The organism is Psychrobacter sp. Arc29, from assembly GCF_041431175.1.
GTDB lineage: Bacteria > Pseudomonadota > Gammaproteobacteria > Pseudomonadales > Moraxellaceae > Psychrobacter.
The window spans coordinates 242,750-269,321 of the sequence record NZ_JASMRR010000001.1; the positions used below are offsets into that span (position 1 = coordinate 242,750).

At 43.9% G+C, this 26,572-nt stretch carries 15 protein-coding genes; 12 read left to right on the forward strand and 3 right to left on the reverse strand.

Features of this window, described 5'->3' with window-relative positions:
• Positions 1 to 133: 133 nt before the first annotated feature.
• Both coq7 and QO189_RS01135 read right to left on the reverse strand, forming a co-directional pair.
• Positions 134 to 772 (reverse strand): 2-polyprenyl-3-methyl-6-methoxy-1,4-benzoquinone monooxygenase, encoded by a 639-nt coding sequence (gene coq7 / locus QO189_RS01130; protein ID WP_371531449.1) that lies wholly within the window; start codon positions 770 to 772, stop codon positions 134 to 136.
• Positions 773 to 961: 189 nt separating this feature from the next.
• Positions 962 to 2,293 carry an MFS transporter gene (locus QO189_RS01135; protein ID WP_371531175.1) on the reverse strand — a complete coding sequence of 444 codons (1,332 nt, stop codon included), beginning with the start codon at positions 2,291 to 2,293 and terminating at the stop codon, positions 962 to 964.
• A gap of 454 nt (positions 2,294 to 2,747) precedes the next feature.
• On the opposite strand from QO189_RS01135, the gene QO189_RS01140 reads away from it, so the two are divergent.
• On the forward strand, positions 2,748 to 6,179 hold the full coding sequence (locus QO189_RS01140) for an autotransporter assembly complex family protein (RefSeq protein WP_371531176.1): 3,432 nt from the start codon (positions 2,748 to 2,750) through the stop codon (positions 6,177 to 6,179).
• A gap of 100 nt (positions 6,180 to 6,279) precedes the next feature.
• Complete coding sequence (locus QO189_RS01145) at positions 6,280 to 11,274, forward strand: translocation/assembly module TamB domain-containing protein (protein ID WP_371531177.1); 4,995 nt, start codon at positions 6,280 to 6,282, stop codon at positions 11,272 to 11,274.
• A 129-nt stretch (positions 11,275 to 11,403) separates the two neighbouring features.
• Here the strand turns inward: QO189_RS01145 and hemP are convergent, their stop codons facing one another.
• On the reverse strand, positions 11,404 to 11,562 hold the full coding sequence (gene hemP / locus QO189_RS01150; RefSeq protein WP_227672156.1) for a hemin uptake protein HemP: 159 nt from the start codon (positions 11,560 to 11,562) through the stop codon (positions 11,404 to 11,406).
• A gap of 316 nt (positions 11,563 to 11,878) precedes the next feature.
• Between hemP and QO189_RS01155 the strand changes: the two genes are divergently transcribed.
• The 10 genes from QO189_RS01155 to clpA all read left to right on the forward strand — a co-directional run bounded on the left by QO189_RS01155 (position 11,879) and on the right by clpA (position 26,451).
• The gene (locus QO189_RS01155; protein WP_371531178.1) at positions 11,879 to 12,991 is read left to right on the forward strand and encodes an NUDIX domain-containing protein; all 1,113 of its coding nucleotides are present in this window, start codon (positions 11,879 to 11,881) and stop codon (positions 12,989 to 12,991) included.
• 432 nt (positions 12,992 to 13,423) lie between these two features.
• Entirely contained in the window at positions 13,424 to 14,626 is a 1,203-nt protein-coding gene (locus tag QO189_RS01160; RefSeq protein WP_371531179.1) for a lipocalin family protein, read from the forward strand.
• 340 nt (positions 14,627 to 14,966) lie between these two features.
• Complete coding sequence (locus QO189_RS01165; RefSeq protein WP_371531180.1) at positions 14,967 to 16,409, forward strand: glyceraldehyde-3-phosphate dehydrogenase; 1,443 nt, start codon at positions 14,967 to 14,969, stop codon at positions 16,407 to 16,409.
• A gap of 290 nt (positions 16,410 to 16,699) precedes the next feature.
• Positions 16,700 to 17,902: an Obg family GTPase CgtA gene (gene cgtA, locus QO189_RS01170; protein WP_201599774.1), complete on the forward strand. Its 1,203-nt coding sequence runs from the start codon at positions 16,700 to 16,702 to the stop codon at positions 17,900 to 17,902.
• Between the two features lie 78 nt (positions 17,903 to 17,980).
• On the forward strand, positions 17,981 to 19,153 hold the full coding sequence (gene proB / locus QO189_RS01175) for a glutamate 5-kinase (RefSeq protein ID WP_075106986.1): 1,173 nt from the start codon (positions 17,981 to 17,983) through the stop codon (positions 19,151 to 19,153).
• A 209-nt stretch (positions 19,154 to 19,362) separates the two neighbouring features.
• The gene (gene hemE / locus QO189_RS01180) at positions 19,363 to 20,499 is read left to right on the forward strand and encodes a uroporphyrinogen decarboxylase (protein ID WP_371531181.1); all 1,137 of its coding nucleotides are present in this window, start codon (positions 19,363 to 19,365) and stop codon (positions 20,497 to 20,499) included.
• Positions 20,500 to 20,685: 186 nt separating this feature from the next.
• Entirely contained in the window at positions 20,686 to 21,753 is a 1,068-nt protein-coding gene (gene argC / locus QO189_RS01185) for an N-acetyl-gamma-glutamyl-phosphate reductase (protein ID WP_371531182.1), read from the forward strand.
• A gap of 103 nt (positions 21,754 to 21,856) precedes the next feature.
• The gene (locus QO189_RS01190) at positions 21,857 to 22,723 is read left to right on the forward strand and encodes a hypothetical protein (protein ID WP_371531183.1); all 867 of its coding nucleotides are present in this window, start codon (positions 21,857 to 21,859) and stop codon (positions 22,721 to 22,723) included.
• Positions 22,724 to 22,883: 160 nt separating this feature from the next.
• Positions 22,884 to 23,279: an ATP-dependent Clp protease adaptor ClpS gene (locus QO189_RS01195; protein WP_227675762.1), complete on the forward strand. Its 396-nt coding sequence runs from the start codon at positions 22,884 to 22,886 to the stop codon at positions 23,277 to 23,279.
• 628 nt (positions 23,280 to 23,907) lie between these two features.
• Positions 23,908 to 26,451, forward strand: coding sequence for an ATP-dependent Clp protease ATP-binding subunit ClpA (gene clpA / locus QO189_RS01200; RefSeq protein WP_371531184.1), 2,544 nt, complete (start codon positions 23,908 to 23,910; stop codon positions 26,449 to 26,451).
• Positions 26,452 to 26,572: the final 121 nt, after the last annotated feature.

Below are 26,572 nucleotides of genomic sequence, written 5' to 3' on the forward strand. Positions count from 1 at the left end.
GTACAAATTTTTAATACCCTAGCAAATTAAGCTTTGCGCTATCTGTGGTAGGATTGTTACTCGCTAGCGTTGAGCAAATCTAGCAGTGTTAGTTAGACCAGCCATGCCATCGATGAACTTATTATATATACCTCTACAAATGATAAGCAGTCGCCTTCATACGGTTGGCCATCCAGCGCATCGTCTGACGTACAGGTGGTGACAATGCAGCGCCGCCACTTGCCAGTGCGAGCTCGCGATGATGTCGCTCTTCGATATCCATTTGTGCCAGTATTTCTCTTGAGCGTTGATCATGTTCGGGTAGTTGATCGATATGATCTTGCAGGTGCTCGCTGACTTGTGCTTCTGTCTCCGCGACAAACCCCAAACTAAACTCATTTGAGATGGCACCTGCGACTGCACCTAGGCCAAAAGACATCCCATACCAAAGCGGGGTAAACACACTCGCATGGCTACCCAGCTCATTTAAGCGCGTCTCGCACCAGACCAGATGATCGACTTCTTCTTCAGCAGAGTTTTGCATGGCTTGCTTGACGCCACTATCTTTGGCAGCAAATGCTTGTCCATGGTAGAGACCTTGCGCACACACTTCACCGGTATGATTGATACGCATCAGTCCTGCGACATGACGCGCCTCTGTGATGGTCAGTTCAGGAATCTCGTCACTACTCACTGGCAATGGGCGCGTACTGGGGTTTGAGTTTGGCACGACAGCTCGTAATGCTTTGTCGACCCCAAGCAATAGCTGATCGATTCTGGATAAGGGACGCAGGGCCATGGTTCACTCCTGATGGCGTTAAATTCTATCAATAAAATAAGACTAGCGACTGCTCTAGGGCAATAATCCTGTGTACAGCTCTTATGCACATTACTATAGCAAACAATCCAAATTATCGGCATCAATATTATTACCTTGATAACGCATCGATTGCTATCGTTATTTAAGCTCAATATGGCTTATTTATATAACCACTTCATCATTGGTTTGGATAACCGCCTGTTTGATATGCCTATTTAGCTTAAGGTATAAGAAGATACCAAAAGCAATATTGAGCACACCTGTTACCAAAAATAGCTGCGGTAGACTTAGCCCTAATGCATTTAAGATGACAATCGCAAAAATCGCTGACGTGACCATAAATATCGCATTGAATATGTTGTTGGCACCCACGATACGCGCGCGATGGCTCTTCGGCGCATAGGCCTGCATTGAGGCATATAAAGGCACAATATATAAACCGCCACTGAATCCCAATAAAAACAAATCAGCAAAAACGCGCCAGCTCCCACTGACACCAAATAAATCACTGATGCCAAGCAATGTGTCATTATTCACATTTATGTTTAGGCTTGAAAGTGAAAAGTACAAATCAATAGCAAAGATACTCAATCCAGCAATACCAAAAGGCAATAGGCGCAGGCTTACTTGGTTTTTGGTCAATGATTTGCATAATAGTGAGCCTATCGACACGCCTACTGAAAATAGCGTCAATAGAAAAATCACGACCGACTCATCACCATGCAAAATGACTTTGCTGAACTCTGGCACTTGGGTCAAAAACGTCGCCCCATAGAACCAAAACCAGCTGTTGCCAAGAATGACAAAAAATAAAAATGGCAGAGAGTAGAGATAGCGCACCGTAGACAAGCTGGTGGTGATAATATTCCAGTTAATCTTAAGATCTGGCTGCATAGCTGGCATGTTAGGGATATAACGTGCTGCCAGATAACCCAGCACAGCGACGACCAATACGGTGGCGCTAATCCAATACAACGAGTGTGATAGCTGAGTTAAGATACCAGCGACAATCATACCAACGAGAATAGCCAGAGAAGTGCCCATTTGAAACAGACCGTTGGCACCGACCAGTTCATCTTCTTTCATCGCCTGTGGTAGATAAGCGTACTTAATCGGTCCAAAAAAGGTCGAATGCGTGCCCATCAAAAACAACGCGACAAATAAAAGGGTGTACCATTCAAAAACAAAACCAACCGCAGCGATTGCCATGATGACCAGCTCAAGCACTTTGATAAACTGCGTGAGCTTGGATTTTTCATACTTATCAGCGATTTGTCCTGCCAATGCCGAAAACAAAAAGTAGGGCAGTATGAATAACATCGCGGCCAAATTGTTTAAAATACTGACTTCGACGCCCAATTGACTGGCAGCGGTATAAGTCAGAACCAGTATGAGTGCTTGTTTAAAGATATTGTCATTAAACGCACCCAAAAACTGGGTGAAAAACATGGCGCTAAAACGGCGGCGCTTAAATAGCTGAAACTGATTGGACATGAACGTTCCTACAGATGAGACGCGGCTGATAAAGTAAGAAGAGGCGCTGAACGCAGCTTATAATGCGATAGCAATCATCAATATTATCAAAAACTTATCGAAATACAGCATAGGTTTTATCAATATTAAGCCGTATAATAGCAAGGCTTAGGTAAAAATACATGAAACCTGCGCTATGATTTCATAATTAACTAAGTTATGATTTGTAAATTTTATATGGTTGCATTAAAAGGTGCGAGCGACGGTAAAGGTGAAGGCCTGCTATCAATCAAGACTGTTTGTATGGTGTCACCCATCGAGTGCTGAGATTTAATATGCGCTAGAGACTTCCATCATGACAAGCAACGTAGTAAACCATTAATTTCAGCCCACTGCTATAAGTTTATTCACCGGTCAGACTTGGCGATAGTCATCGTTAATAATAGTATGCCGCGTGAAGGGATAGGACGTAAACATGACCCAGCCGCCTTCAACTCGAGCACGCAACATATTAATGAGGCAGCGTGACAGCGTGAGTATTCAGAATGATATCAGCATCCAAAGTACTCATGTCGGCACTCCCCGTATTCATTTCAAGCGCTCAGCGCTCTGTACCGCGCTAGCTACTAGCTTAGTCAGTGTTGCACCTGCGGCATTGGCTGAGACAACCAACACAAGTATCACCAATCCATCGACCAGTAATCAAGTCGCTAAGACTCAATCAGCTAACAATCAAAAGGCCAATAATACATCAATCGCACTATCAGACGATGATACCCAGCTCGATGCTGCCCTAGATGCACTACGTCTAAAAAAGGCAGTGGAGCAAGGCATTATTGATCAGTCGGTCTTGGATGACTATAGCGAACAAACACTAGGTATCAAAAAATCAGGCGCTAACTTGTCATCTTCTCAGAATGACAATGCCCGAAATAATAATCAGAATAATGGCCTGCAAGATTCAAGTCGTTTCGACGACGATATGTACGCAGAAGGCATGCAAGCAGACCTATCTAACGATGATTTGTTGCAGCAAGCAACGGCGATACAGCAGCAAGGCTATCAGATGATGACGCCTGAGCAGATTGATCGTGAGTTGGCTGTGATGGATTTGCAAAACGCCCAAGATATCGACAGCATTAACAACGACAGTGCTTTTGATGCGCCAATTGCTACACTAAACGACACAGCGCCGCCCATCGGCTTAGATGTTGAGCTAGATGCGACCGACTTATCTGCACCTAGCAATCTTGACACATTAGGCAAAAGTGAAACGGCAGCAGAGCAGGCAGCCACAGCTGAAATTATGTCACGTCCCATTAACGTGAGTGACTCTGTCAGTAGTGGCAATGTCAATGCGGCAAATGGCATTAATGACGAGATAATAGCGGGTAATGGCGATATAACCGATGGCGGCAACATGCCCTCAGATGTGATTGATCCTGAAGACTACCTACCGGATTACCAGAATGATACTCAGGCCGTTAATCAAAGCATCGAGCAAGCTGACCAGTCAAAGCCACTCGCACGTAATAAAAGCAATATTGTTAAACGCCTTTATAACCGGTTGTTCAATGGTGGCGCAATGGCATTGCCTAGTGTGGAGACCACGGTTTATATACAACAAGCCGCTGGCGAAGACACGGCTAATGGTCAACCAAAACTCGTCAAGGCTGACAACGATATTCAGCCAATGAAAAACATTAAAGCGGCCCTTGATGACACCTCAGTGCGATCAGTCATTGATTTTACAGCAGCGCTACCACGTCTGCGCCAAACAGCATTGGATGCTGCCAAAGCAGTGGGTTACTATGACGTGACGCTTAGTCTACGTCAGCCTACGCGTGATACGATCAATGTGGTGATCGAAGAGCTTGGCGAGCCTGTTATTGTAGACAGCCGTATCGTTGATATCCGCGGTGAGGGCGGTGAGCAAGCAGAGTTTGTCGCGCTTGAAAAAGAATTACCACCGCAGGAAGGTGATATTTTTAACCACCGTGTCTACAAGAGTAGCAAAGCCGCGCTTGAGTCTTTGAGTAATACTTATGGATATTTCGATCAATATTGGTTGAACAAATCTGTCGATATTATCTTACCAGACAACAAAGCGGATATGTCTTTGGTTTACAACACAGGCGACCGCTACGAGTTTGATGATGTTGTTTTCTTTACCTATGACAAAGAAACCAACACGCTGACACAAGACCCTGACAAGTTACCGGTAGAATTGTCATTATTGCAGCAGTTGTATGAGTTTGCACCAGGCGATCCTTTCTATCGTCCATCAGTGACAAAGTTTAGTAATGACTTATCAGCGACCCGCTATTTTAATATGGTCAATGTCGAATCGATATTACCGCCAGATGATCGGAGTGAGGCCAGTACATTGGCATTTGATAATGCACCTGCCAATAGCAATGCTATATTGGATGAGGATGTTGATAATGATGGCATCTCAGATATGACTGGAGATAATGCTACTCTAGCAGCATCCAATAATCGTTTGGCTAGTACAGAAGATACGGGTAGTAGTACTGGTGTATCTAGTGAAAGTGCCTTGGGTGACGGTAGTGGAGAGACTGTCAATGAAGCTGATATTGCTGCTATCGAGTTTGAGGCTGATGAAGAAACGCTTGATAAGCTACAAGCCGTTAAGCAAAAAGCAGAGCGCCTAAGTAACTTACCTGATAATCGCGTACTAGATGAAAAAGACCAAGAGGCTGATAACTTATTAGGCAAAATTAGTGATTCAATTAGCAATGTTGCCCAAAAAATATTCCCTGATGATGCAGACTTCACCGTCGATGAGGATTTCGTACCGCCAACGCTGGCAGGACGTAAAACACCGCAAGACGTTGTGACCAGCAAAAAAGTACCGTTATACGTTTTTGTATACGCTGATAAGCCACGTGATGCTCAAGTTGGTTTAGGTTATGGTACTGACACAGGCGTTCGAGCAACCGCCAAGATCGATTATAATCTGCTTAACCGTCAGGGCTATCAAGTAGGCGCAGAAACGGAAGTATCCAGAATCAGCAAAAACGTCGCTGTCTATGCAAGCCGCCCTTGGAATCACCCACTCAATGACAAATTGGATGGGCGTCTTACTTATGAAGAAGAGGTTATTGACCAAGGCAAAGGTAACTTTGATTTATCTACCACCACATTAAAAGCGGCTTTGGCACGTAATATTCGCCGTGATAGTGGTTGGAATCGTAGCTACTCTATGCGTTATCGTTTAGATGAGCTAGAGACTGGCGTTGACGGCGCTGCGCGTGATGATTTACCTATCCGCTTTACCTCGTCAAACCCCAAGCAGCAAGCATTGCTGTTTGGCTATGGTATGAATAAAACCGACACGGATAGTGCGACCAATCCAACGCGCGGTATGCGTCAGTATTATTCGATTGAAGCAGGTGCTGACAAAGCGCTCAGTGATACTGATTTGGCCATCGTGCGTGCTGGTGTTAGCGGTATCTATAGCTTTGGCGATGACAAAAAACATCAAGTGCTTGGTAGTTTGAATGGTGGTTATATTTGGGCAGATGATTTCTATGATGTGCCTTATAAATTGCGCTTTTTCGCAGGTGGCGACCAAAGTATCCGTGGCTATGACTACGAGAGCTTATCGCCACTAAACGATAAAGGCTATCTGACAGGCGGACAAGTACTAGCGGTTGGTAGTGCAGAGTATAACTATGAGTTCAAACCGGGCTTTCGCGGTGCATTCTTTACCGATGTTGGTAACGCGTACGACAAAGACTTTGATGCTGAAACCAAAGTTGGCGTCGGCGTCGGTGTGCGCTGGGCCTCTCCTGTCGGAATGGTGCGTGTCGATGTCGCCGCAGGGGTGACAGAAGATAATATTCCTGTGCGACTACACTTCTTTATTGGCTCGCCATTGTAAAAGCTTACTTCCTACATATGAATACAGATCGCTTGAACCGTTTTATTCATTACTTATCGTACCGATTGCTGGTCATCACTTTTTAACGTAGTTGAGTGTCATGCTGACAGAAAATACCCCGCCTAACAATGCACCAGATGAAGATCCAGCACAGCGCGATGCTCGTGCCGTTAGGCGCTGGTATCCGCTATCATTTTTACTCAAGCTACTGGTACTGATTCTTATCGTACTAGCGATTATGTTTGCGATATTTTTTTATGCCGCAGGCACTGATTCTGGCACCAAGTTTATTTTAGAAAAAATCAGTGCTGAGACGGGTATCGATTTCAAATATGGGCGCGGTAATTTGCGTGATGGTATTTGGTTGACCGATATCGATATCGATGCAACTGAAGACCTTGAGGTATTAGTAGACAAAGCTTATGTAAAAATAGGCTGGCGTGCAGTATTTGCAAAAGAAGTGCATCTGAGTGATGCCGATATACAGACCATTGAAATTCTCAATAAGAAACCACCGACTGGTGAACCGTTTGATTATAAAACCCTAAAGTTACCAGTCAATCTACGTTTCGATAAAGCAAAAATCGATAAAATTATTTATAAACAAGTAACCAAAGATCCTATTGTCATCAATGACATTACGGCTCGTGATCTGACATGGGTTGGTAGTACCGTCACGGTAGGTCGCGGCGACTTACAGTATGCTGAGATCGTCAAAGTCAGTGCCCTACAAGGCAAGATTGACTTGCAAGGCGACTATCCGTTGGATTTGAGCGCGATTGCAGAAGTCAGTGCGCTTGAAAAGGCATACATTGATCCACTGAATATTACGGCAACTGGTACGCTAAAACGTACGGTTGGGCAGGTGCGTAGCCGCTATAACGACAGCGATGTTAGTGGCGATTTTGTCGTTCAGGCACTGGATACAGGGTCACCATTTCAAGCAAAACTACAATGGGATGATATTTTGGTTCCTTATGCAGACGATCAAGACATTCGTCTGCAAAGTGGTATGGCGACTGCATCAGGGGTCACCTCTGAGATACGACTTCGCATCAATACGGAATTGACTGCCAAAGACATTCCGTCCGGTCATTATCAAGGGCGTGCGGTCATTGCAGACAGTCAGTTGCGTATTGATCGCTTAGAAGCTGACGTTCCATCTGGGCGTTTGGTAATACAGGGTATATTAGGTTGGAAAGATAGCTTTAATGCGACGCTGCGTGCGGCTGGTAGTAACTTTGATATTCGCCGTGCTATTCCTGACGACTATGCTGATTTTAAAGCTTATGCTCCGCAAACCCTTAATGGCAGGTTATCGCTACGCTATCAGCAGCAGAACAGCAAAGGTAATACACAGATTGATGCAGATTTGCGTCAGCGCGATGGTGAACATATCAATGCTAATATGATCCGCGGTAAAACCTCTGCTAAGTCTAAGCAAGTGGCGCCTTGGTACATTGATGCCACATGGCAAAATTTGATCCGCCGTGATGTCCCTAACATCGGCAATATTGATAGTCCTCGCGGTCAGGCAGATGTCATCGTTCGTGGTTCAAACCTATCCGTCGATGCCAATGCCGTTATCAATGAACTTAATGCTGCACCTAAAGGCAACTATGATGTGCGCTTGCGTAAAGCAGGTGACGTTATTGACATCAATCGACTCAATTATGATGGCATCGTAGGCGATCTGTCAGGCACCGGACAAATTCAACTAGCAAATAAAAACCGCCCACTGACGTGGCAAATCGATGCAGCGACCAAGGGTTTATTGCCTAAAGAATACCGTAGTGACTTACCACTTGAGCGTCTAACAGGGCGTGTGAGTGCTCGTGGTCGATTGCTAAATATCACCAAAAATGGTGTGAGCGGTCAGCGTCATGTGATTACTGTCAACAATACCGACTTACAGGCACAGCTTGATGCCACGCAAAACAGTCGCGCGATCGGTATAACAGGTAGCGGTGATGCCAGTGTCGATATCGTGGGTGGTGAGTTATCTGTATTTGACGCACGTTTTGATGGTCAGATCGATACAGCAGACGTACCAAAAGGTCGTCTATCAATCGACGCAGCGGGTACACCGGATCTGATTAGTATCCGCAAACTAAATTATAATGGTGAAGCTGGAGGAGTGAATGCCAAAGGCGTCATTGATTTGCGCAATAACATCGGCTGGACCGTCGATGGTCGCTTTGACAACTTCAATTTGGGTTACTTTTTACCCAATAATCCAGCAATCATCACAGGTGATCTAAAAACCAGTGGGGAATGGCAGGCTGCGCCTAAAAACAGCCCAAATGCCGCAGGCACATTACAGCGTTTTGCCGTGAATTTTGATGGGGTCTTGGATGCCGAGCAATTACCAGCAGGTAAGCTCAACATTGAGGCTAGCGGTGATAGCCAAATGATTCGTATCAAGCGCTTCCGCCACGTGGGTGCAGCAGGTAGTATCGATGCCACAGGAACGGTCGATGTGCGTCAAGGCATTGCATGGGACATCAATGCGGTGATGGATCGCTTCAATATCGGATATTTCTTAAAGGATACACCAAGCCTTATCACGGGTACCATCGATACGGATGGGCGCTGGGGCGATACACAGCAAACGATCAATATCAAACAAGTCAATCTGAGCGGTATGCTGAAAGGCCAGCCACTTAGTGCTAAAGGTAGCTTGGCCGCAAAACTGCGCTTGCCAAAAGACTTAGCCAGTTATTTCAAACGTCTACAAACACAAGATGCCCAAGCACAGTATAAGCAAGTGAATGCATTGATCGATAGTTTAAATGCTGACAACTTGATACTGCGGTGGGGTGACAACTATGTCACTGCTAATGGCAATGCCAAACAGCTACAAACCAAAATTAATATCACAAGCTTAGATCAATTATCGGACAAGCTTGCTGGCAAAGTGACTGGTGGAGCGACTTTGTCTCAACCAGCAGGTCAGGCACTACCAACGATTTATATCGATTTGGTCGGTGAGCGAATTGCACTACCGGGCTTTATTTTGCGTCAAGGTCGTATACGTGGCAAGTTGGTTAATCTAGCCAATAGTCCAAGCCAGCTTATCGTCAGCGCTGAAGGTCTGGATGCTGCGGGACAAAGCTTCGATAGTGTTAAAGCATCATTTAACGGTACTGAAAAATCTCATGTGGTTGATCTCAATGTGGCCAATAAGCAACTGGACATTGATGCCAGACTAAAAGGTGGGTTCGATCGAAACACGCTACGCTGGTCAGGGGTCATCGGTAAAGGCCGCGTTAAATCCAGATACGCTACCTTAAATCAATTACAGCCAGCACAGCTGATTGTGAATTTGCCTAATAATCAAAATGGCAATAACACAGATCTCAAAGTACAGTTGGCTGCACATTGTTGGCAAGCCACGGACCAAACGGGCAAGCTATGTTTACGTAAGAACTTAGTTGCTTCTCCAGCCAGTGGTGAGGTCGATGTGGCATTGCAGAATTTAGATACGTCATTATTTTCAGTATTCTTACCAAAGGATATTGATTGGCACGGCAAGATTAATGGTAAAGCCATTATCGGTTGGCAACGTGGTCGTCCGCCAACCATTAACACGACACTATATTCAGATAATGGCAAAATCGGCTTGATTCAAGACGGGGATAGTACGCCTGTGACACTGCCTTATAAGCGTGTTTCACTAATCGCCTTGTCGGTGCCAGAAGGTATCAAGCTGCGTACCGACATCAATACGGGTCGCGGTGCTCGCGGCTATGCTGAGGTCGTTGTTGATCCTTATAAAACGCCAAAACCAATCTCTGGTGCACTCGTGTTAAATGAGCTTGATTTGGCCATCTTTAAGCCTTTCTTCCCAGGTATGCGAGTACTAAAAGGTAACGTTACGATGGCAGGAGGACTTGGCGGTACGCTAGATAAGCCGCAGTTTTATGGTGATGTGAAACTCTCTAATGGTCGCATCGCCATGCTAGACTTGCCAGTGAATCTGACCAATGTCAACACACAGGCCAAAATTCGCGGTACGCAGGCGACTATTGATGGTACGTTCAAAAGCGGTACAGGAACAGGCACACTGACAGGTACGGTCAATTGGCAGCAAAAGCTACAAGCCAAATTGAGTGTTGTTGGTGAAGGGCTCGTCATTACGCAGCCGCCTCTGCTAGTGGCTGAAATCAATCCTGACATTGACATTATCGTACGTCCAGGCGACCGCTATGTGGACATCAAAGGGGCAGTCAGCGTGCCGTCAGCGACCATTCGTCCACCAGAAGCCAGCGAAGACATTGTGACTCAGTCTGAAGATGTAGTTGTGCTGGATCGTCGTTTGATTGGTAACATCGATGATGTATTGGCAATGTCAAAACCTTGGTCTATTAACGCTGATATCGGTGTCGATTTAGGCGATGATATCAATTTCCGTGGTTTTGGTGCCGTTATTCCATTGGCTGGTGCGATTAATATCAACCAAAATGGCACGGGCATCATGCGTGCAAAAGGAGTGGTTCAGGTCTCACGTCGTACCAACATTAATGCTTTTGGTCAGAGCCTAGAACTCAATTATGGTCAAGTGCGCTTCAATGGCGATGTCATGAAGCCTAGCTTGAGTATTGAAGCTGCAAAAACCATTAATGGTAAAACAGTGGGTTTTCGTGTGAAAGGTACGACTGAAAGCCCAAATATCATCGTCTTTAATAATGCAGGATTGACCCAGCAGCAAGCGATGAATGCACTGGTGACAGGGCGAATCGATAACAAGAGTGCGACTCAAATCAGTGAGCAAGGGTTCAAATCACAAGTGACCAATAACTTGGCAGCAGCTGGCCTGAGTTTTGGTCTTAGTGGAACGCGTAGCCTTACCAATCAAATTGGACAAGTTTTTGGCTTACAGAGTTTGACCGTTGATGCCTCAGGCAGTAGTGAAGATACCAACGTCAATGTCACCGGTTACGTGACCCCTGACTTGTATATTCGCTATGGCGTAGGTGTTTTCAATGCTCAAAACAGTCTGTCTGTTCGCTATCAGTTGACTCGCCGTATCTACGTAGAAGCCAGTTCAGCCGCCGAGAATGCGGTAGACGTGGTCTATAGTTGGCAGTTTTAAATGACGCATTTAGTAGACGGTTAATTTATAACTGACATTATTAGAAAGCGATTTTTATTATTGCTACTCAACAAAAAACGCCTTGTAACGAAGGCGTTTTTTTATAAGTGCAGTGAGCTTAGTGTGAAATTATTTGGTCAAAATTAAGCGGTTGTTACGAGTCAAACGTAGTCGATACTCTTCACCTTCATGCTCAATACGTACTTCTTTGGTCAGGGCAAATAGATGCTGCGACTGTAGCGTTGGCAAACGATTTTCACGGCAGTTTAGATAACGAGAGATAACCATACTCATGGTGAATTCCTTTTGATAAGAAGTGGCTTAATAAATTAGCTATATCGTAATGAACTTTAACGATAATAATTATCATTTAGATTGAATAAATTTGCAAGGTAATTGATAAAATAAAATGCAGTCATTGTGTAAACTTATATAAGGCTGGCGTCACAAACTGCCACAAAACGCCAATGCTTGAGTTTTTACCTATGTAAAAAAATATTGAGAGGTTTGCTTGAATGATATGAAATCTATGCAGGCTCATCAGAATATATAAGCAAACAATTAGAACGCGGCCAAAACAGACTTAACAGTAGAGGACAATGCTATGCCAAGTGAAACCAACAATCAGGCAAAAACTAAAGACATAACCATCGTCAATGTTGCGGTTGCCGTTATTCATTATGAAGACAGGTATTTGCTTGGGTTCCGAGATGCGGCCCAGCATCAAGGCAATCGCTATGAGTTTGTAGGCGGTAAGATAGAGGCTGATGAGTCAGGAGAGCAGGCATTGATTCGGGAGGTCATTGAAGAAACAGGTATCAGTATTTCTCAAAATATTATTGTTAAGCTTGGGCGTTTGCATCACGACTATGGTGACAAGCAGGTGAGCTTGCAGGTGTATAAAATTGAGCTAACCGCACAGCAATATGAGCAGCACAAAGACTGTGAATATGGCCTAGAAGGGCAGGCAATGACTTGGGTTGATAAGTCTAAGTTACTAGCAGGAGAGTATCATCTGCCCGCTGCCAATAAAACTATTTTGGAGTGGCTGAAACTTCCTGCAAAAATAGCGATTACGTATCCACTTGCCCATTTTTCTGCCCAGCCAAATCCCGCAGCAGCATGGGTACACTATCATCGAGAACAGTTGGCACCAGAGTCTTGGGTTTATATCCGACTAAAAGCGTCTGAGTCAGAATATATATCCGAGCAGCTAATGGATGTGCGTCCAGATATTCTAGCGATTTTGCCGTACGACAATGACTATCAGCACTCCAAAACGACAAGTACAGAGGCAATGGTAGAGGCAAAAACGAGTCGTTCGATTGTCGCTAGACATCTGACGCATTCGGGATTAATGGAATGGTTCAATGGTACTCAAGATATTGCAGAGTCTGAGCAATTAGTCTACATCTCGAGTGAGTATCCACTGATAGTCAGCTGTCATGATATTGCCAGCATTCTAGCCGCTAATAAACTTGCGAGTATGCTCATACAGCAGCAGTTGCCGCCAGTGATTGGCGCTTTTTTATCTCCTGTACTTACAACTCAGACGCATCCTAATACGGTGCCACTTGGCTGGGAAGCGTGGTCAGCTTTGGCACAGTTAGCTGACATGCCAGTCATTGGTCTGGGCGGTTTGGCCCCTGTCATGATTGACCAGACATTAGCGCACGGCGGTGTCAGTGTCGCAGGCATTCGTCAGTTCCACGAATAAAAAACCAGAAGGTGATTGCCTATTAAGCAGTAATATCATTCACTTAACTATGTTCGCTTATTAAAATAAGTAAGTATAAATAACTGATTTTTAAGTTATTTGTCCAATCAGTAACTATGTGATTATGATGTGTGCATACCAATGCATAAACACATAGTTATTTACAAACCGTTGCGTTTCCCTACATTGCACTACTGTTTTAATAGTCCAGCTGCCCTTAATATATATTGCATATCTAAAGCACATTGATTCTGATCTTTATCAATGAATTGTCTACTAACGCATTTATCAAAACTTATAATAAAAAGAGCGTTTGTAGCAGCAGAGTTCGGATCGATAATTAGTTCTAAAACTCAGGCTCATTATAGAATCAATTCGGATGAATGATGCAGATAACGTATTTTAACAGTCACTATTAATAATGGTATCCCTATGAAAACCAATAAGTTACCTGATTCAGCATGGACTGACTCACGGGCAGCTGGTTCTCAATCTCAGCAGCCTATACAGTCAAACAGCTATAATAACGGTCGTCATGCGCCACAGACAAAAAATGCGAGTAATGATGCAAACTATAGCCATAAAAAACTGAGCAATGAAAACTTGAACGGCGAATATTCGCACCATCTGGCAGAAGATATGTCTTCGCAAGACAGCTATTTTGGATACAAAAGCGCCGACAAAAGCCTCACTAAGGCAAAAGAGTCCGCTATGAGTAACAGCAAAAGCAATCAAGATCTGAAAAATAGCGATAGTGATAAAGAACAATTCAACATTGTTAATGGCTACAAGCGATCAGCAACGTTGAATAAAGACGAGCCGCTAATCTCCGAACTTGTAGACGACCAAGCAAGTAATTTGCAAGACAGCGCTAAGCAGATCCTCGATACATCATCAACTACTATCAACTCGTCATACAAAGACATACCGGAGCGTATATTTATGAATGGACTTATCAAGCATACAGGCATTGCGTTAGCGATTATCATACCGCTAGCGGCATTTTCAGCCTATGCTGCAACGCCGCCCACTAATATGGCTACTGCCAGTAATATGCAAGATAATGCGATGAGCGAGAAGATTACGACCGATATGCTATCAGTTAAGCCAAGCGATATTATCTATAAGTCTGCAAGCACACCAACGACAGTGGATAGTGTCGATCTCAATGAATACGCTGGGACATGGTATGAGATTGGACGTCTACCGATGTATTTTCAACGTAAATGCGCAGGTGATGTTACTGCCAACTATGCTCAGAAAGATGACGGTTCAGGAATCACGGTTACTAATAAGTGTGTGAGCGAGGATGGTTCAGGTATTGTTGCAGAAGGTTTGGCTAAGCCAGTCGATGAAAGCGGCAGTAAACTAAAAGTGACGTTTTTACCGAAGTGGATTCGCTGGATCCCAGTCGGCCGTGCTGATTATTGGGTATTAGCACGTGATGCAGATTATAAAACTGCGCTAGTAGGGACACCTGATAAAAAATACTTATGGCTCCTAGCACGGTCGCCAAATATCAGTCAGGAAACGTATACTAAATATCGTCAGATTGCTCAGCAGCAAGGTTATGACTTAAAAGAGTTTACGTTGACGTCGCAGAGCAACCAAACGGTGAATTTAGCACCACAATAGATATAATGAAAATTATTGCTTCAATTAATTAAGCGTTATGGCAATTATCATTTAAACGACGTCCTAATAAGGCAGCACATATGGCTGCCTTTATTTTTATCTTTGTCTATATATGAGTCTGTATATAACGACAAAACCTATTATGCGCAATAGCTAATCGGTTACTACTGGCAAAATGAGGCATTTTAGGCTAAAATCTAGGCGATTTGAATACTCTGACGTCAAGAACTGATATTGATAGTGGTTGATTATCCTATTAAAGTCACCACTTAGAGCATACACGACTTATCTTATTTATATCTCTTCATATTTTATCGATCATACATTACTGACCATAAGGATGTTTCTCGTGAGCAACGCTGATACCTTACGCCAATTACATCAAGACCACTTAAAAAACTACAACAATCAAGAGCAACAAGCCATTGAGCTTATGGGGCTATTGAGCAAGCTCTATAACGAGCAAGACGTACAAGTGACTTTGTTTGGCGAAACGCTAGACGCTACTTCAGTTGGTCAAATACTTGCACTACATCAAAAAGCAGCATTACGCGACAACGATGCCAAAGCTATCGATATCGCTGATACTTTAGCGATGGTAAAAGTTATCTCAGAAAACACGGATATCCAAGCCACCCGTATCGATGTCGGTCAATTGATTGCTAATGATACTGATGTACAAGCCGCTCTACAGTCTATCAACAACGCTGGTGCCGTGAATGGCGCAACGGACGTTGTACTGTACGGCTTTGGTCGTATCGGTCGTATTTTGACTCGTCTGCTATTGTCACAAGCGTCAAGCGCAAAAGGCTTGCAGCTAAAAGCGATCGTTGTACGTCCAGCGGCAGCTGGCGACTTGGCTAAGCGTATCTCATTGCTTGAGCGCGACTCAATCCATGGTAGATTCTTAGGCGGCATCAGTATCGATGAAGATAATAACGGCATGATCGTTAATGGTCGTTTTGTACAAGTTATCTATGCCAAAGACCCAAGCGAAATCGATTATACTGCTTATGGTATCGACAATGCGCTAGTTATCGATAACACCGGTATTTGGAAAGACGAAGCGGGCCTTGGCAAGCATCTACAGTCTACTGGCGTGAAAAAAGTACTACTAACAGCACCTGCTGGCGGCGATATCAAAAACGTCGTTTATGGTGTGAATAACGACACCGTTGGTGACGATACTATTGTTAGTGCTGCGAGCTGTACGACCAATGCGATTACACCGACATTAAATGTACTAAACGATGAGTACGGTATTGTAAATGGTCATGTAGAGACTATTCACTCATTTACCAATGATCAGAACTTGGTTGATAACTATCACAAAGCAGACCGCCGTGGTCGTAGTGCGGTGATGAACATGGTTATCACCAGTACTGGCGCAGCAAAAGCCGTTGGTAAAGCATTACCAGAATTGAACGGTAAGCTAACGGGTAATGCTATCCGTGTACCGACACCAAATGTCAGCCTAGCCATCTTGAACTTGAATCTAAAAACAGCACCAGCAAGCGCTGACGCGTTGAATGAGTTCTTGCGTAAGATTGCTAACAGCAGCACGTGGCAGTCGCAAATTGCTTATACCGATTCTACAGAAGCCGTATCTACTGACTTTGTTGGTACGACTCATGTCGGTATCGTTGATGCCCAAGCGACTATTTTGACTGATAACCAAGCTATCGTCTATGTTTGGTATGATAATGAAGTCGGTTATAGTACTCAGGTGCTGCGTTTGGCGACGCAGATGGCAGGAATCAGTTATACTCAGGTTCCAGCATAAAACTCTAAATACAGTAGAGCAATAACGTTATACTAAGCCTCTCAAAGCATGATCACTCTAAAGATTATGCTGCAATAGACTCTACTTTGCGTAGCTTGGTATCACTTTAACTGTCATACTTAAACACCCGATAGTCCGATTGATTATCGGGTGTTATTGTCATCATGGGCACTAAGTAAAATTACTATTTATACAGTGTTCATTTTGGCGCAACAACATAGCACAACCCTAAAATACAACCGTTGGTTGTAACCAGTTTATAGACTGGATTGTGAATTAAGGAACGTAAGATGCGATTTATTGATGAAGCCGTCGTAACGGTAAAAGCAGGTGACGGTGGTAACGGAATCGCCAGTTTTCGCCGAGAAAAATATGTCCCACGTGGTGGACCTGATGGTGGCGATGGCGGTAAGGGCGGTGACGTCTATGTCATTGCAGAGGACAACACCAATACTCTAGTTGACTATCGCTATACTCGTCGTCATGACGCTATGCGAGCCGAGAATGGTCACAGCAGAAACTGCTCAGGCAAGGGCTCTGATGATCTTTATTTACCAGTACCAGTTGGTACTACGGTCGTTGATACCGAAACCGATGAAGTATTGGGTGATTTGATTGAGATCGGCCAGACACTACTGATTGCTAAAGGTGGCGATGGTGGTCTGGGTAATACCCATTTCAAAAGCTCAACCAACCAAGCACCGCGTAAAGCCACGTCTGGTTTTGAGGGTGAGTTAAAAGTTCTTAAGTTTGAGCTAAAGGTCGTGGCTGATGTTGGCCTGATTGGTTTGCCTAATGCTGGTAAATCGACCTTTATCCGTCAAGTCTCTGCTGCTAGACCAAAAGTGGCTGATTATCCATTTACCACGCTAGTACCAAATTTGGGTGTGGTCGATATTGGTCGTCATCGTTCGTTCGTGATGGCAGATATTCCTGGTTTAATCGAAGGTGCATCAGAAGGTGCAGGACTTGGTATTCGCTTCTTAAAGCATGTTGCGCGTACGCGTCGTCTGCTACACTTAGTTGATGTCAAGCCTGTTGATGGTAGCGACCCGGTTGAAAACGCCCGCGTTATCCTAAATGAGCTTGAGCGTTTTTCACCTGAATTGGCCAACTTGCCGCAGATTTTGGTATTAAACAAAATTGATCAGGTCAATGATGAAGACTTGAACGCGCTTTGTACACATATCGTAGCAGAGCTTGGTTGGACAGGTATGGTCTTCCGTACAGCAACGCTGACTGGTGAAGGCGTTGATGCAGTAAAATATCATTTGATGAATGATATTGAGCTTGAGCGCGAGCGTGAAATAGAAGATCCTATATTCGCTGAAGCACAGAAAGAGCGATTTGAGCGTTTAGAAGCCGAAGTGCGTCTAAACACTGAAGCACAGCGTGAAGCATATCGTGCCGCTCGTAAAGCGGCGCGTGAAGGCTTAGATTTGTCCGATTTGGATGATGACGATGATGGTGTTGAGGTAATGTACGTTCCTTAAGCTAGTATGCTTAAGCGGTTATACTTGAATTGTGAATTTAATCCCTACAATCAATTGATATGAAAAAAAGGAGTTTATATGGCAGATGGCATAGCAAACACGACCGAAGAAGCAAGATTTGTTAAACAATCTCGTAACTTTGATATTCAGCGCGTTATTGTCAAGATTGGCTCGTCGTTATTGACTAATAATGGTCGAGGGTTGGATCGTACTGCCATATATGAGTGGGCAAAGCAGATTGCTAAGCTGCACAAAAAAGGTGTTGAAGTGCTGCTGGTATCATCAGGTGCCGTTGCTGAAGGTGTGGTACGTATGGACCTTGAGGAACGCCCTAAAAAACTGGCAGCATTACAAGCCTGCGCTTCTATTGGTCAAATGGGACTGATTGAAACATGGTGGTCAGCATTGATTCAGCATGGTATTCAAAGCTCACAGCTTCTATTGACTCATGATGACTTATCCAATCGTAGCCGTTATCTCAATACCACAGGCGCGCTAACGCAACTATTAGAATGGCGTGTGCTACCGGTTATTAACGAAAATGACACCATTACCATTGATGAGATTAAATTTGGCGATAATGACACGTTGGGTGCGATGGCAGCCGCGATGGTTAACGCGGATTTGTACATCATCTTAACCGATCAAGAAGGTGTGTTCACTGATAACCCACGTGACAATCCTGATGCTAAGATGATTCGTCAAGAACGTGCCATGGCTGACTATTTATTTGATATCGCAGGAGACGGTGGCAAGCTTGGACGCGGCGGTATGTTAACTAAGATCCGTGCTGGTCGTCTTGCAGCAATGGGTGGTTGCCCAACCGTTATTGTGAGCGGTGCTATCGATGATGTGATCACTCGTGTTGTCTCAGGTGAGGCAGTCGGTACACTACTGACGACTAACGAAGAAGATAAAATCATTGCTCGGAAACAATGGCTTGCCGCGCATTTGCGTATGTCAGGTAGCTTGGTCGTTGATGCAGGTGCCGCAAAAGCATTGACTGAACATAACAGAAGCTTGCTACCAGTAGGCGTTGTAGAAGTTCGTGGCGGCTTTGATGAAGGTGATGTGGTAGAAATTGTTCATCAAGATACTGGTGAGCGTATAGCCGTTGGTCAGGTAAACTTCTCATCGCATGAGGCGCATCGTGTTGCTCGTGAGCGTACAGAGAAGTTTGACAAAATATTCGGTAGTAACGAAGACCGTGTGGTGATGGTGCATCGTGACAATCTTGCGATAACCGTATAACGCATTCATGATATAGCACAGCTGTGGCTTTTATAGCTTATCTTATCTATGATTTTAGGTAAGCTATAAAAAGCTATTGAGATTTGCTTCAAGCTTAAGCAAGACTGTTTATATCTTATAAATATTTATTATTATTTTATTCAACCTATTTTATCCAGCACAGTATCCATCCATAAATATGGATACTGTGTTGTTTTGGAGATTTGTACATGAGTGCTTCAGACAAGAGTGACTCGATTCAGCAGCAATTTGCACCGTTAAAAAATGACAGGCTGCTACGTGCATTACGCTTTGAGCCCATCGATACCACGCCAGTTTGGATGATGCGCCAAGCTGGTCGTTACTTACCAGAGTACAAAGCTACTCGCGCTGAAGCCGGCGACTTTATGAGCCTGTGCAAAGATACAGATCGTGCTACTGAAGTGACTCTCCAACCGTTACGTCGTTATGACTTAGATGCGGCTATCTTGTTTAGTGATATCTTGACCATTCCTGATGCCATGGGCTTGGGTCTGTATTTTGAGACTGGCGAAGGCCCTAAGTTTAAGCATCCGATTCGCGAACAGGCCGATCTTGACAGATTGCCAGTACTTGAGCCTAATGATTCTCTTGACTATGTAATGCGCGCTGTGACCAGCATTCGCAAAGCGCTAAATGGTCAAGTGCCTTTATTTGGGTTCTCTGGTAGTCCATGGACGCTTGCTACGTATATGATAGAAGGTGGTAGTTCAAAGGATTATCGTTATACTAAAGGTTTTTTGTATAGCAATCCTGATTTTTTACATCAGCTATTAGACAAGCTTGCGACTTCGGTCATTGACTATCTTGATGCACAAATCGTAGCTGGTGCTCAGATCGTACAAATATTTGACAGTTGGGGCGGGGCGCTTGGTCATCGTCAATTTATCGAGTTTTCGCACAATTACAACAAGCGTATCGTGGCTGAATTAAAGCAACGCCATCCACAAGTACCAGTGGTATTATTTACCAAAGGTGGTGGGTTATGGCTTGATATTCAGGCTGATAGCGAAGCTGACGCTTTAGGTCTAGATTGGACGATGCCGCTTGACCGCGCGCGTCAAGTACTGACTGAGAGCCAGCGTGAGTTGACCAAAAAACATAAGAAGCTACAAAGCAGTAAAGCCATTCAAGGCAATTTAGATCCAGCAACGTTATACGGATCACCTGCCACCATCCGCTCTGAAGTGAATGCGATGCTTGATCGCGCCTATGCTAATGGCGAAAAAACTGGCTACATTGCGAACTTAGGTCATGGTATTACCCAGTGGGTGAATCCTGACAATGCCAAAGTATTTGTCGATGCGGTACATGATTACAAGATCTAAAAGCCACGGTATTCAAAGCTATGGTATTCAAAGCTATGGTATTCAAAGCTATGGTATTCAAAGCCATAGTATTCGTAGACAGTAGGATTGACAGACTGGCCTTATGTTTATATGGCTTTGCGAGCTAGATAAAAATATAGAATTTATTAGATATAATGAGTGCTTACTAAGAATAAAGGATAATTTATGATTTCAGCAGCGATTGTCGGTGGTACAGGTTACACAGGTATTGAGCTTATTCGCTTACTATCTGCTCATCCTGAAGTGTCTATTGATTTGCTAACCTCGCGTAGCGAAGCTGGTACTCGCGCTGATGAAATATTCCCAAGCTTACGCGGTATTTCAGATATTGTCTTTAGTGACTTAGGTGACAATACGCTTGCGGCATTGCAAAAATGTGATGTTGTATTTTTTGCGACGCCGCATGGTGTTGCGATGAAGCAAGCAGAGGCGTTGACACAAGCTGGCGTAAAAGTCATCGATTTAGCGGCTGATTTTCGCTTACAGTCATTGACGGAGTTTGAGCACTGGTACAAACAATCTCATGCTTGCCCTGAGCTATTAAAGACAGCAGTTTACGGTTTGCCTGAAATCAATCGTGATAAGCTTGCCAGCGCTTTATTGGTCGGTAATCCTGGCTGCTATCCGACTACTGCGATTTTAGGTTTAAAACCTGTTATCGAAGCACAAAATGAGCAAGCAGAAAGACTAGTCGAGTCTCGTATTGTCATCGATGCCAAATCTGGTGTATCAGGTGCTGGTCGTCAAGCGTCACTGGCACTTAATTATGCGGAAACAACGGATAATTTTAAAGCCTATAGTGTAGAAGGTCATCGCCACTTGCCTGAGATTGAGCAAGGTGTAGCGCAGTTACTAGACAGTCAGTTTACACACCGTATTCGTTTTTTACCACACTTGGTGCCTATGATACGCGGCATGCTGAGCTCGATTCATATGGAGCTGACTGATGCAGGTGCGGCTATCGATTGGCAGCAAGCGTTCGAAGACAGCTATGCATCAGAAGGTTTTGTTGATGTCATGCCAAAAGGTATCTATCCAGACACGCGCAGTGTGCGTGCTAGTAATCGCTTACGTATCGCGGTACATCAGGATAATGAGCGCGCTGAGCTGACGGTTATTGTGGTGCAAGATAATTTGGTAAAAGGTGCTGCAGGGCAGGCTGTCCAAAACATGAATGTGATGTTTGGATTTGATGAATCGATGGGACTCAGTTTTGCACCTATCGTACCTTAATACTGGCTTTTTTGTCGCTAAGTCATTCATATTTATGGTACTAGGTATTGATTATAAATTCCGCTATAATAACTTGCCTTTACTCTTAAGAGATACCATCTAAATGCGTGTTAAGCTTGAACGACGCTTTTTTTTAAAGTCATCACGTCTATCGTGTCAAGATTCTGTTCTATGTGGTTTGGCGTGCAAAACGCATTCCGACAAAAATAGTGATGGTTTTATAAGTGATATCGGTAGCACTCAACGAGGCGCGTCTACATTAGTATTGGCCCTATTTGTAGTAGTGATATTAGTGACTGCCGTGGCTGGATTGCTATTCGGACATAAGCTGGGCTATCAGCGTGGTTTTCATTCGATGGAAACACAAGCCCAGCAAGCGATTATCGATGGTACAGAAGCGACAAAAGCGCTAGAAGACCTGCGCCTTAGTAATAAAATCGCGACCAATCAAGCCGCGACAGCCAAGCAAGAGCTGGCCATAAGTCTCGCAAATCTAAAAGAGCTGCGTGAAAACCAGCAATCATTGACAGTAGAAAACAGGCAGGTCTCACAGCTTAATGAGATATATGCTGATGTGATTACTGAAAAAGGTGGCATGCCACTACAAGTATTGGGCGCTAAGATTGAGCCGCTGCCCGAAAATGCTTTTGAGTATGGTTTTGATATTGGTATGCTCAGTAGCGACGGTCAAGCCAAACGACTCCAGCCAACCTTGACGTTACTCAATAATGATGACCTTGTAGAAGTGCCTTTAGATCCTGCAAGCTATGTGATCGAAGGTATTGTTCGTATACGCGGTCGTTTTATGATGCCCTCAGGTTTTAAACCTTTACAAGCAAAGCTGAGCTTGCAAGCAGGTGGTCAAACAGTAGAGCAGTTGTACGATTGGAAGCTCGGTGATAATGTTGATAACATGCTACCATCACTTTTAGACTTGCCAGAAGTTGATGAAAGCCCAATTGTTCCCTAGCAAATACAAGTCTTAATAAATACCAAACAGCGATGATGTAGTTGAAAACAAAGCACCATGGCTATATATAGTCATAGTGCTTAATGTTTCATCGCCTGCCTAGCTAACCTCTCTTATTCCAAACTTACCTTATAATTATACTTTGATTATGATGAAAAAAATGATATTACAAGCTACGCCAACGGTTGCTGATTGGCATTTTCCAAATATGCCTGCCCATCGCGCACAGGACGGTGATACAGAGGGTGAAACGTCGCCGCAAGCAGATGTGTTAGTTGCTGAGCCAGAAGTTGCTAAACCTCCTATGTATGCGGTGGTTATGTATAATGACAATTACACGCCAATGGAATTTGTCGTCTATATTTTGCAGTCAGAGTTCCGCCATAGTATGGACTCTGCGGTAGAAATTATGCTAACGATTCACAATAGTAGCAAAGGTATTGCTGGTATTTATCCCAAGGATATCGCTGAGACCAAGGCCAAAAAAGTAAATAGTCTGGCACATCGTGAGGGCTATCCACTATTGACCCAAATCGAGCCACATCAAGGCGAGTAAAAAGAGAGTAAGACACCATATCTTGTTCTCACATCAGCTCTCACTGCCATACCCAATAATTTTTTGTTCTCATCTAATCGTTATAGCAGCTCACTCTCAAAGTGAGCTAAGCCATCTATTTTTACAGCCTTGCTTTATATACCCATATTTGATTAAGCATGTCAGCAAGTATATCGCTCTTATAGTCTTTATTTTATTATAATATATCCTTATATACTAACTAGTCTTCTCAATAATTTTTGAAACCTTTCGAACACTCGTTATTAATACCCTCGTTCATCTACTTACCTTTTATCCACATTAGCTCTTTAAGCTTTGATCGTTGCTCTCACATTCTTCTTTATGTGTTCATAGTATGCTTTGATACACTTTAGTCTGCGTTAATAGATTGACTCTGTCGAAGTATCGTGTTGATATAAAGAAAAGCGACTATGAATTATCACAATCACTGCTAACTGATAGATAGATTACAGCATTCGTCAAACAGTCTATGGTCCAAATGATATATCCATGATTTTTAATTATACGAATCTTACCCTTGAACAATCAATCTATCGCCCTGATTTACTTACTAACTCATTCATAAAACTATCAATTATAAAGATAGATATAACCGTAGGAAGTTGTTATGTTAAGTCGTCATCTCGAAGTTTCTCTACGTTTAGCAATGACGCTTGCGCGCCAAAAATCGCATGAGTATCTTACTGTTGAACATTTACTATTGGCGCTATTAGAAAATACCCACGCTGCCAATACCCTGACTGCCTGTAATGCCAATGTGTCGGCACTGCGGTCTGAGCTTGAAGCGTATATCAATAAGCATACGCCAACCGTCGATGTAGACACGGAGCAGTCACCGCAGCCAACTCAAAGTTTTGATCGTATCTTGCAACGCGCTATTTTTCATGTACAGTCTATCGGTGGTGGTCGCTTAGTAGAAGGGTCTGATATTTTAGTTTCTATGTTCTCAGAGCATGATACTTATGCCGTTTATCTGCTCAAAAAGCAGGGTATCAGTCGTCTTGAGCTGACTCAGTATTTATCGCATGGTCAGGATAAAGATGAGCCTTCTGAGCCGCGTGCCTCTGCAACGGGTGAGCGTCGCAGTGCCTCTGAAAAGACCAGTAAAGATCCGTTGGTTGAGTTTGCGACCAATTTAAACCAGCGCGCTGCAGAAGGCAAAACCGATCCGTTGATTGGACGCGCTTCTGAAATTGAACGTGCTGCCCAAGTATTATGCCGTCGCCGCAAAAACAATCCATTGTTGGTCGGTGAACCTGGCGTCGGTAAAACCTCTATCGCTGAAGGGTTGGCATGGTTGATTATCAACGACAAAGCGCCCAAACCACTCAGCGGCTGCGTTATTTATAGTCTAGATATTGGTTCGCTTATTGCGGGCACCAAATACCGCGGTGACTTCGAAAAGCGCATGAAATCGCTCCTTGATGCGTTGAAGAAAAAAACCAACGCTATCTTGTTTATTGATGAGATTCACATGATTATTGGTGCAGGTTCGTCCATGAGCAGTAATATGGATGTCTCAAACCTCATTAAGCCTGCGCTTGCTAACGGTGAGCTACGTTGTATTGGGTCAACGACCTTTACTGAGTATCGCCAAGTATTCGAAAAAGATCATGCGCTATCACGTCGTTTCCAAAAAATCGACGTAAAAGAGCCAAGTGTAGACGATACCATCGATATTTTACGTGGTCTCAAGCCTCGTTATGAAGAGTTCCATAATGTTGAATACACTGATGAAGCACTGGTCACGGCAGTACAGTTATCAGCCAAGCATATTCACGAGCGTTTTTTACCTGACAAAGCCATTGACGTGATCGACGAGGCGGGAGCATATAAGCGTTTGGGTGTTGTTCCAGATATGGATGATATCAATGCTGAAGAAAGCTTCATTGCGGATTTGGAGCAGGATTTCGATACACAGATTGACGCTGAGGATATTGAGAGCATTGAGGACGATAGCGACAATGAGATGCAGGACGCAGCAGAAACAGCGATAGCCAATGATCGTGCTAAGTCTGCTGATGGTGTCAACGTATCCAAAGCGCAAAAACCACCGATGAAGATCGATGTGGCCGATATTGAAGCTATCGTTGCGAAGCTAGCACGTATTCCACCCAAGTCGGTATCGAGTGATGATAAGAGTATTCTTGAGCATTTGGATCGTGACCTTAAGCATTTAGTGTTTGGTCAAGATGAAGCCATTGCAACGCTTGCTGATGCCATCAAACTGTCTCGTGCAGGACTAAAAGCGCCAGATAAGCCAATTGGCTCGTTTATGTTTGCAGGTCCAACAGGCGTTGGTAAAACAGAAGTATCGCGTCAATTGGCAAACTTATTGGGTGTGGAGCTGGTACGTTTTGATATGTCAGAGTACATGGAAGCGCATACAGCATCACGTCTGATTGGTGCGCCTCCGGGTTATGTTGGCTATGATCAAGGCGGTTTGTTGACCGAAAAGATCAATCAACATCCGCATTGCGTACTGCTTCTTGATGAGATCGAAAAGGCGCATCCTGATGTCTTTAACTTATTACTACAAGTCATGGATCATGGGACGTTGACTGATAATAATGGTCGTGTGGCTATCTTTAAGCAAGTCATCATTATTATGACGACGAACGTTGGTGCTGATAGTATCAGTCGCTCATCAATGGGCTTCACGCAGCAAGATCACAGTCGTGACAACACTGAATCATTGAAACGTGTGTTCACCCCTGAATTCCGTAACCGTCTGGATGCGATTATTCAGTTCAATCCGCTAGATACGTCAGTGGTTGTATCAGTTGTCGACAAGTTCTTAGTTGAGCTACAAGTGCAGCTTGATGATAAGCAAGTGACGTTAGAGATTGATGATGACGTACGTGATTATCTGGCTGACAAAGGTTATGACCGTCTGATGGGTGCGCGTCCGATGCAGCGCCTCATTCAAGATGAGATCAAAAAGCCATTGGCAAGTATGATTTTATTTGGTGATTTAGTGAATGGTGGGGTTGTCCATTTAACCTTAGAGTCTGAGATAGATGACAAGGAAGAGGGTGGTACTGTCAAACTGGATAAGGCTTCGAGTAAAGGTTCATCCGATAGCCGAATTGTTTTGACAGTGGTCGAAACGCATGAGCCGCGCTCAGACTCTGAGTCAGTAGCTAGCTAAACATTTGGTTCGAATGTAAGAATAACGGCTACCGTATTACCGCGGTGGCCGTTTTTTTATTGCTATAATTCATCAACAAATCCTATAAGGTTTTTTGTTACTATGACTTTTTAAATAATCG